This is a genomic window from Mycobacterium sp. THU-M104, from assembly GCF_049197365.1.
Taxonomy (GTDB): Bacteria; Actinomycetota; Actinomycetes; order Mycobacteriales; family Mycobacteriaceae; genus Mycobacterium.
In genome coordinates, this window is record NZ_JBMIOP010000242.1 from 1 (window position 1) to 8,653 (window position 8,653).

Annotated in this window: 9 protein-coding genes; 4 read left to right on the forward strand and 5 right to left on the reverse strand. The window is 69.4% G+C overall.

The features are described from left to right. Window position 1 precedes the first annotated feature (1 nt). Window positions 2-385: a large-conductance mechanosensitive channel protein MscL gene (gene mscL, locus ACOJVU_RS17795; RefSeq protein ID WP_421530980.1), complete on the forward strand. Its 384-nt coding sequence runs from the start codon at window positions 2-4 to the stop codon at window positions 383-385. Window positions 386-432: 47 nt separating this feature from the next. Here the strand turns inward: mscL and ACOJVU_RS17800 are convergent, their stop codons facing one another. The 5 genes from ACOJVU_RS17800 to rpmF all read right to left on the reverse strand — a co-directional run bounded on the left by ACOJVU_RS17800 (window position 433) and on the right by rpmF (window position 4,998). After that, window positions 433-987 carry a MogA/MoaB family molybdenum cofactor biosynthesis protein gene (locus tag ACOJVU_RS17800; RefSeq protein WP_421530981.1) on the reverse strand — a complete coding sequence of 185 codons (555 nt, stop codon included), beginning with the start codon at window positions 985-987 and terminating at the stop codon, window positions 433-435. After that, the gene (locus tag ACOJVU_RS17805; RefSeq protein WP_421530982.1) at window positions 987-2,417 is read right to left on the reverse strand and encodes a S1C family serine protease; all 1,431 of its coding nucleotides are present in this window, start codon (window positions 2,415-2,417) and stop codon (window positions 987-989) included. The genes ACOJVU_RS17800 and ACOJVU_RS17805 overlap by 1 nt, the downstream gene beginning before the upstream one ends. 84 nt (window positions 2,418-2,501) lie before the next feature. Further along, window positions 2,502-4,052 carry an ATP-binding protein gene (locus ACOJVU_RS17810; protein ID WP_421530983.1) on the reverse strand — a complete coding sequence of 517 codons (1,551 nt, stop codon included), beginning with the start codon at window positions 4,050-4,052 and terminating at the stop codon, window positions 2,502-2,504. A 16-nt stretch (window positions 4,053-4,068) separates the two neighbouring features. Beyond that, window positions 4,069-4,761: a response regulator transcription factor gene (locus tag ACOJVU_RS17815; protein WP_421530984.1), complete on the reverse strand. Its 693-nt coding sequence runs from the start codon at window positions 4,759-4,761 to the stop codon at window positions 4,069-4,071. Window positions 4,762-4,824: 63 nt separating this feature from the next. Continuing rightward, window positions 4,825-4,998, reverse strand: a complete 174-nt coding sequence (gene rpmF, locus ACOJVU_RS17820) for a 50S ribosomal protein L32 (protein ID WP_421530985.1) — start codon at window positions 4,996-4,998, stop codon at window positions 4,825-4,827. Window positions 4,999-5,254: 256 nt separating this feature from the next. Between rpmF and ACOJVU_RS17825 the strand changes: the two genes are divergently transcribed. The 3 genes from ACOJVU_RS17825 to ACOJVU_RS17835 form a co-directional block, all read left to right on the forward strand. Continuing rightward, window positions 5,255-6,946, forward strand: a complete 1,692-nt coding sequence (locus tag ACOJVU_RS17825) for an acyclic terpene utilization AtuA family protein (RefSeq protein ID WP_421530987.1) — start codon at window positions 5,255-5,257, stop codon at window positions 6,944-6,946. Then, the gene (locus tag ACOJVU_RS17830; RefSeq protein WP_421530986.1) at window positions 6,943-8,103 is read left to right on the forward strand and encodes an acyl-CoA dehydrogenase family protein; all 1,161 of its coding nucleotides are present in this window, start codon (window positions 6,943-6,945) and stop codon (window positions 8,101-8,103) included. The genes ACOJVU_RS17825 and ACOJVU_RS17830 overlap by 4 nt, the downstream gene beginning before the upstream one ends. Window positions 8,104-8,105: 2 nt before the next feature. Continuing rightward, window positions 8,106-8,653: carboxyl transferase domain-containing protein (locus ACOJVU_RS17835; protein WP_421530988.1), on the forward strand; the 548-nt coding region annotated here is incomplete at its 3' end.

Genomic DNA, 8,653 nt, shown 5'->3' on the forward strand with positions numbered 1-8,653 from the left:
CCTGGCTGTCGCGGTCGTCATCGGTACCGCTTTCACCGCATTGGTCACCAAGTTCACCGACAGCATCATCACTCCGTTGATCAACCGGATCGGCGTCAACCAGACGTCGGACGTGGGCATCCTGCGGATCAGCATCGGGGGCGGTCAGACCATCGACCTGAACATTCTGTTGTCGGCCGCGATCAACTTCGTGCTGATCGCGGTCGTCGTGTACTTCTTCATCGTCTTGCCCTACAACACGCTGCGCAAGCGAGGCGAGGTCGAACAGGCCGAAGACGCCCAGATTGTCCTGCTCACCGAAATCCGCGACCTGCTGGACCAGACCAACGGCGACTCCGCCGGCAAGCACCTCGGCACCGGCGGGCAGACTCCCACGCCCAGCTAAGGGCCGCGCGCGGACGCCGACTCGCCGTGAGGTGCGGCTGAGCCGGGTCAGATCTCCAGGCTCGACAACTGACCGATGATCTGGGCGGCGAGGGGATTCAGCGTCGCCATTCCGTCGCGCACTGCGTAGCGGGAACCGGCGAGGTTGACCACCAGCGTACTGCCGGACACCCCCGCCAGACCGCGGGACAACCCGGCGTCGATGATCCCCGCGGCCAGGCCCGAGGCCCGGATCGCCTCGGCGATGCCGAGGATCTCCCGGTCCAGGATCTCCCGGGTGGCCTCCGGGGTGACGTCGCGCGGTGTGACACCGGTGCCACCGACCGAGACCACCAGGTCCACCCCGCCGATCACCGCGGTGTTCAGTGCGTTGCGGATCTCGACTTCGTCGGCGGCCACGGCCACGACACCGTCCACGACGAACCCCGCCTCGGTCAGCAGCTCGGTGACCAGCGGTCCACTGTGGTCCTCGTCCCCGTGCGCGGTGCGATCATCGACCACCACCACCAGAGCCCGGCCAACCACCAACTCCGCACCCGTCTCCATAGGAGCAACCGTATATCCGAGCTCCGACAGGGCTTCCGGGGGTGTCTCGACCCTCATCACTGATCCGCCTTGCCGAGAGTGACCTCGACGGTCCGGCTGTCGCCGCCCGCGGGATCCTCGAACGTCAACGAGATCCTGTCACCCGGCGCCCTGGAACGCACAGCGGCGACCAGCGCGTCGGCGCTGTTGATCGGACGGTCGTCGACCTTGGTGACGACGACATCCTTGGGCACACCGGCGCTTGCGGCGGCACCGCCCTGCACGACCGCCACGATCTTGGCGCCGGGGGAGCCCTTGTCGTTGGTCACCTGCACGCCCAGCGACGCGTGGGACGCCTTGCCGCTGCTGATCAGCTCGTCGGCGATGCGCTTGGCCTGGTCAACCGGGATCGCGAAGCCGAGCCCGATCGACCCGCTCTGGGCATCCGGCGAATCGGCGCCGAGGGTGGCGATCGCCGAGTTGACCCCGACCAGCTGGCCGCTCATGTTGACCAGGGCGCCACCCGAGTTACCCGGGTTGATCGCCGCGTCGGTCTGGATCGCGTCCAGCACGGTGTTCTGATTTCCCGCCTCGCCGGTCGTGGAGACAGGCCGGTTGAGTGCACTGACGATGCCAGTCGTCACCGTGCCGGACAGGCCCAGCGGCGACCCGACCGCGACCACCGGCTGGCCGACACGCAGATCCGACGAGGAGCCCAGCGCAATCGGAGTGAGCGCCGACAGGCCCTGAACGCGGATCACGGCGATGTCGCTCGTGGGGTCGGTGCCGATGACCGTGAAGGGCGCCGTGCGCCCGTCGGAGAACGTGACCGTCGTCTTCGGGGCCGGGTTGGCTACGGCACCGGGCGGCTTCCCCGGGCCCGGGGCCGCACCCGCGACAACGTGATTGTTGGTCAAGATCAGCCCGTCGGAGGACAGGATGATCCCGGAGCCCTCCTCCGACTGACGCCCCAGGTCGGTCTCGAGCATGACGACGCTGGGCACCACTTTGGCGGCGACCTGTTCGACACTGCCCGACGGCATGTTCGCGGCCGGGACGCTGGGAGCGGCACCGGTAACGCGCCCGCCGTGGCCGCCGGTCGAGTGCGCGCCCAACTCGACGACCGTGGCCGCGGCGCCACCGATCCCGGCGGAGACCACCGCGATGGCCAGCGCACCGGTGGCCAGCAGGCCCCCTCGGGAACGCTTCTGGCGTACCGGGGGACCCATCGGCGGCAGCATCCCGGGCATCGGCCCGGCGCCGGTACCGCCTGGTGCAGGGCCCACCCCGGCGCTGCCGGGGCCACGGCCACCGAACGGATCGTAGGGCCGCCGGTACTGCGCCGTCGGTGACGGCTGGGGCTGCGCATAACGCCAGTCGTAATGCTGGTCATAGTGCTGGTCGTACGGGTTCTGTTGCCCCTGGGGGTAGGCGCAGCCACCTGATTGGCTGGTCACGGCACGGTAGCCCGGCTGCGGCGGTGGCGAATACCTCGGGTGATTCGTCATGTCGCTAAGTTCGCTCTTCCTCTGAATGTCGGCTGGTGTGGGCACGACTCGACCTGCATTCCAACAGTAACTGCACTTCCACCATCAGCCCCGGGACTGAGAGTCCGCTGAGATAACGTTCGCCGATTGCCCAGAGTTCACCGAGCCTCCCGGCGCGGACCCACCCGGGCCGGGTTGGGTCCCGGGCTCGTCGAGGACGAAATCGGCGGCGAGCTCCGCGGACGGCCCAACCGGCAGCGGCCGGCCGGGAAGCAGCAGGTAGATCGCGGTCCCCGGAGGCTGCCCGCCGGGCACGGTGTCTTCGATGCGAAGCGTCCCGCCGTGCTTGAGCACCACCTGTTTCACGATCGCCAACCCCAGCCCCGAGCCCGGCATGGCCCGTGCCGTCGTCGACCGGTAGAACCGCTCGAACACCAGACGTCGTTCCTGCGGCGGAATTCCCGGGCCGTAATCCCAGACCACGAGTTCGGCGTGTGAGGCGTCGAGCTGCTTCATCCGGACGCCGACGTGGCCGCCCGGCGGACTCCACTTGGCGGCGTTGTCCATGAGGTTCAAGACCGCGCGCGACAACCCGGCCGCGTCACCATGGACCTGCCACGGAACGACCTGGACGTCGAACTGGATGTCGTTGCGCCGCCGCTTGACTCGCTCGAGGCTGCGGTCAACCATCTCGGACATGTCCACCGGCTCGTGCACCACGTGCCCGGCGTCATCGCGGGTGAGGTCCACCAAATCGCCCACCAACGTGGACAACTCCTCGATCTGCGCGAGCACGTCGGCGCGCAGGTCGACCATTTCCTGCTCGGGCAGCCGTGGCGCACCAGGTTGCATCGACGCCATCAGCAGTTCGACGTTGGTGCGCAGCGACGTCAGCGGCGTGCGCAACTCGTGCCCGGCGTCGGTCACCAGCCGGGCCTGCCGCTCCCGCGACTCGGCCAGCGCCCGCAACATCAGGTTGAACGCCTCGGTCAGCCGGGCCAGTTCGTCGCTGCCGAACACCGGGATGGGCCGCAGGTCGTCGGTGCGCGCGACCCGTTCGGCCGCTTCGGTCAACCGGGCCACCGGGCGCAACCCGGCCCGGGTGACCATGCCACCGGCCACCGCGGCGACCGCGACCCCGATCCCGCCGACGATCAGCAGCACCCAGCGCAGCTTGGTCATCACCGCTTCGGTCGGCCGCAGGCTCTTGGAGATCAGCAGCGAGCTGCCGCTGGGCAGGTGGATCGCCAGAATCCGCTGCTCGGACGCGGTGCGCTGCGACATGAACAAGTCACCGCTGATGACGGCCTTCTCCGGTACGCCGACCGGTAGCGTCTGGCCCGGCTGTTGGGCGGTGTAGATCGCGTGGCCCGGGTTGACCAGCATGGCGTTGACATCCGAATAGGCCGTGCCCTCGATGGCCTTCCCGGGGTCGGCGGCCAGCGACCCGCTGGCGATCAGCAGCTGCGCCCTACTCTGCAGCTGGTTGTCGATGTCGCTGTAGAGCGCCGCCGAAACGACCGCATAGACCGCGAACGCCATCAGCACGACAACCATCGCGACCATCGACATCGCCAGCAGCATCACCCGCCAGCGCAACGACAACGAACTGGTGGCCCGCGGGCGGGCGCGCCGTCGCCGACGGAACCCGATCATCACGGGAGACGGACCGTCACGGCGGCGTCTCCCGCAGCACGTAACCCACTCCCCGGACCGTGTGGATCAGCCGGGGTTCACCGTCGGCCTCGGTCTTGCGGCGCAGATATCCGACGTAGACCTCCAGGGCGTTACCCGAGGTGGGAAAGTCGAAGCCCCACACCTCCTCGAGGATGCGGCTGCGGGTGAGCACGCGGCGCGGGTTGGCGATCAACATTTCCAGCAACGCGAACTCGGTGCGGGTGAGGCTCATCTGCCGTTGCCCGCGGGTCACCTCGCGGGTCACCGGGTCCAGGGCCAGGTCGGAGAAACGCAAGGCGACCGACTCGCCGGCGTCGGCGTCCTCGGGTTTGGTGCGGCGCAGCAGGGCGCGCATCCGCGCCAGGAGCTCTTCGAGCGCGAACGGCTTGGGCAGGTAGTCGTCGGCGCCGGCGTCCAGGCCCGCGACGCGCTCGGAGACCGAATCGCGGGCGGTGAGCACCAGAATCGGCAAGTCGTCGCCGGTGCTGCGGAGCTGGCGACACACCTCCAAGCCGTCCAGCCGCGGCATCATGACATCCAGGACCAGAGCGTCGGGCCGCTCGGCGGCGATCTTCTCGAGAGCTTCCACCCCGTCATGGGCGAGTTCGACCGAATAGCCGTTGAAGGAAAGCGACCTGCGAAGCGACTCACGCACCGCGCGGTCGTCGTCGACGACCAATATCCGCACGGCCACTAGTGTCGTCCCGGCGCCTGAGAGCGGCCTGAGAGGCGCGCCGGGTGTCCGGGAAGATTAACGCTTGTCGAAATCGATCAGGCCGAGGCGGGCCGCCTTGAGCAGCCTGCGCGGCAGTTTGTGCCGCTGACCTGCGACCGTGACACCGACGAGTTCAGTCCGACCGGCCTTCCACTGCGCGCGGCGGCTTCGGGTGTTGGCGCGCGACATCCTGCGCTTGGGTGTGGCCATGGTCGGGCCTTACTCCTCGTTCGGGACTTCTGATGGGCATGTCGCGGGATGGCCGAGCGGGCCGGACGAGCGACGATTGCCCCTCAGGATAGTCGGTGGCCTCGTCGTCGCCAAAATGGGCCGTGCGCGTCGGCGCCGCACCCTTGACGTGACACCGGCCGCACCCGCTAACCTACCGAGTAGTTGGTTGGTTCGCTGTGCTCAGCGGTGAGTCGAGGAACGGAGGGCGCCCATGGCCTCTGCTTCCGTCGCTCCGGTGCGGATCGGGAACTGCTCGGGGTTCTACGGCGACCGCCTGTCGGCGATGCGCGAAATGCTCACCGGCGGCTCGAGCACCCCGGTGGACTTCATCACCGGCGACTACCTGGCCGAACTCACCATGCTCATCCTGGGACGCGACCGGATGAAGCACCCGGATCGCGGCTACGCCAAGACCTTCCTCACCCAGCTCGAAGACTGCCTGGGCGAGGCCCGCGACCGCGGGGTCCGCATCGTCGCCAACGCCGGCGGTCTGAATCCCGCCGGACTGGCCGACGCGGTGCGCGCCCTGGCCGCGCGGTTGGGTGTCGACGTCCGCGTCGCGCACGTCGAGGGCGACGACCTGGCGTCGCGCGCGACGGAACTCGGGCTCGGGTCGCCGCTGACGGCCAACGCCTACCTCGGTGCGTGGGGCATCGTCGACTGCCTGGGCGCCGGGGCCGACGTCGTCGTCACCGGCCGGGTCACCGACGCCTCGGTGACGGTCGGGGCCGCGGCCGCGCACTTCGGTTGGGGCCGCCGCGATTACGACCGACTCGCCGGCGCCGTGGTCGCCGGCCACGTCATCGAATGCGGCGTCCAGGCCACCGGCGGCAACTACTCGTTCTTCACCGAAGTACCCGAGCTCACCCACGCCGGCTTCCCGCTGGCCGAGATCCAGGCCGACGGGTCGTCGGTGATCACCAAACATCCCGGCACCGGCGGGCTGGTCAGCGTCGACACCGTCACCGCGCAGTTGCTCTACGAGATCGGCGGCGCCCGCTACGCCAACCCGGACGTCACCGCCCGCATGGACAGCGTCGAGCTGTCCTCCGACGGACCCGACCGGGTCCGCGTGAGCGGTGTGCGCGGCGAGCCGCCACCGCCCACCCTGAAGGTGTCGCTGAATGCCATCGGCGGGTACCGCAACGCGATGACGTTCGTGCTGACCGGTCTGGACGTCGAGGCCAAGGCCGAACTGGTGCGCCACCAGCTCGCGTCCGCGCTCACCGTCGAGCCCGCCGAGCTGGTGTGGACCCTGGCCCGCACCGACCACGCCGACGCCGACACCGAGGAGGCCGCCAGCGCGCTGTTGCACTGTGTCGTGCGCGATCCCGATCCCGCCAAGGTCGGACGCCAGTTCTCCTCGGCCGCAGTCGAATTGGCCCTTGCCAGCTACCCGGGCTTCCACGTGACCGCCCCTCCGGGCGAGGGCCAGGTGTACGGCGTGTTCACTGCCGGCTACGTCGACGCCGCCCGGGTGCCGCACATCGCCGTGCACGCTGACGGCATCCGCACCGCAATCGCATGCGCCACCCAAACTCTCGAGTTGTCACCGGCCGAGGAGCCCCCGTTGCCCGAGCCGCTCGGAGTCGGCCCGACGCGCCGTGTCCCGCTGGGCCGCATCGCCGGGGCCCGCAGCGGCGACAAGGGCGGCTCGGCCAACGTCGGAGTCTGGGTGCGCACCGACGAGCAGTGGCGGTGGCTGGCACACACGCTGACCGTCGAGGTCCTCAAGGAACTGCTGCCCGAGGCGGCGGGCTTGGCCGTCACCCGCCACGTGCTGCCCAACCTGCGCGCGGTGAACTTCGTCATCGACGGCATGCTGGGCCAGGGCGTGGCCTACCAGGCCCGGTTCGACCCCCAGGCCAAGGGTTTGGGCGAATGGCTGCGCAGCCGCTACCTCGAGGTGCCGGAAAGGCTTTTATGACCCTGTGGAACACCCCGGAGCGCGACCAGCTGCGAAACACGGTGCGCTCGTTCACCGAACGGGAGGTCCTGCCGCACGCTGACGCCTGGGAACGCGCCGGCGAGCTGCCGCGCGACCTGCACCGGCGTGCCGGGGCGGCGGGGCTGCTGGGCGCGGGCTTCCCCGAGGCGGTCGGCGGCGGCGGCGGGGACGGCGCCGACGCGGTGGTCATCTGCGAGGAGGTGCATGCGGCCGGGGCTCCGGGCGGCGTGTTCGCCTCCCTGTTCACGTGCGGCATCGCGGTGCCGCACATGATCGCCACCGGCGATGCGCGCCTCATCGACGAGTTCGTCCGGCCCACGCTGGCCGGCGAAAAGATCGGCGCCCTGGCCATCACCGAGCCCGGCGGCGGCTCGGACGTCGGCCACCTGCGGACCACCGCGGTGCACCGTTCCGGTCCGGAAGGCGATTACTACGTGGTCAACGGCGCCAAGACCTACATCACCTCCGGGGTGCGCGCCGACTACGTCGTCACCGCGGTGCGCACCGGCGGCCCCGGCGCGGCCGGGGTGTCGCTGCTGGTGGTCGAGAAAGGCAGCCCGGGGTTCGAGGTGAGCCGCAAGCTGGACAAGATGGGCTGGCGCTCCTCGGACACCGCCGAGCTGTCCTACACCGATGTTCGCGTGCCCGCGGACAATCTCGTCGGCACCGAGAACAGTGGCTTCGCCCAGATCGCGCAAGCGTTCGTCGCTGAACGCATCGGCCTTGCCGCCCAAGCGTATTCGAGTGCGCAGCGGTGCCTGGACCTCACGGTGCAGTGGTGCCGCGACCGGGAGACGTTCGGGCGCCCGCTGATCTCGCGCCAGTCGGTGCAGAACACCCTGGCCGAGATGGCGCGCCGCATCGACGTCGCGCGCGTCTACGCGCACCACGTGGTGGAGCGCCAACTGGCCGGCGAGACCAACCTGATCGCCCCGGTGTGCTTCGCCAAGAACACCGCCGTGGAGGCCGGCGAGTGGGTCGCGAATCAAGCCGTCCAGCTGTTCGGCGGGATGGGCTACATGGCCGAATCCGAAGTCGAACGCCAGTACCGGGACATGCGCATCCTGGGCATCGGCGGCGGCACCACCGAGATCCTCACCGCGCTGGCCGCCAAAACCCTGGGATACCAACCATGACAGTGCTGCAATCCTCGCTCGATCCACAGTCACCGACCTACGCCGAGGCGGCGTCGGTGACCAGCACCAGGCTCGGCGAGATCGACACGGAACTGGCCAAAGCGCTCGCGGGCGGCGGCACCAAGTACGTCGAGCGTCACCACGACCGCGGCAAGCTGACGGCGCGGGAACGCATCGAACTGCTCGTCGACCCCGATTCCCCGTTTCTGGAGTTGTGCCCGCTGGCGGCCTGGGGCAGCGACTTTCAGGTCGGCGCGAGCCTGGTCACCGGCATCGGCGCGGTATCCGGCGTGGAGTGCATGATCGTCGCCAACGACCCTACGGTCAAAGGCGGGACCAGCAACCCGTGGACGCTGCGCAAAATACTGCGGGCCAAGAAGATCGCCCTGGAAAACCGGCTCCCGGTCATCTCGCTGGTCGAGTCCGGCGGCGCGGACCTGCCCACGCAGAAAAAGGTCTTCATCCCCGGCGGGCAGATGTTCCGCGACCTCACCCGGCTCTCGGCGGCCGGGATCCCCACCATTGCATTGGTTTTCGGTAACTCCACCGC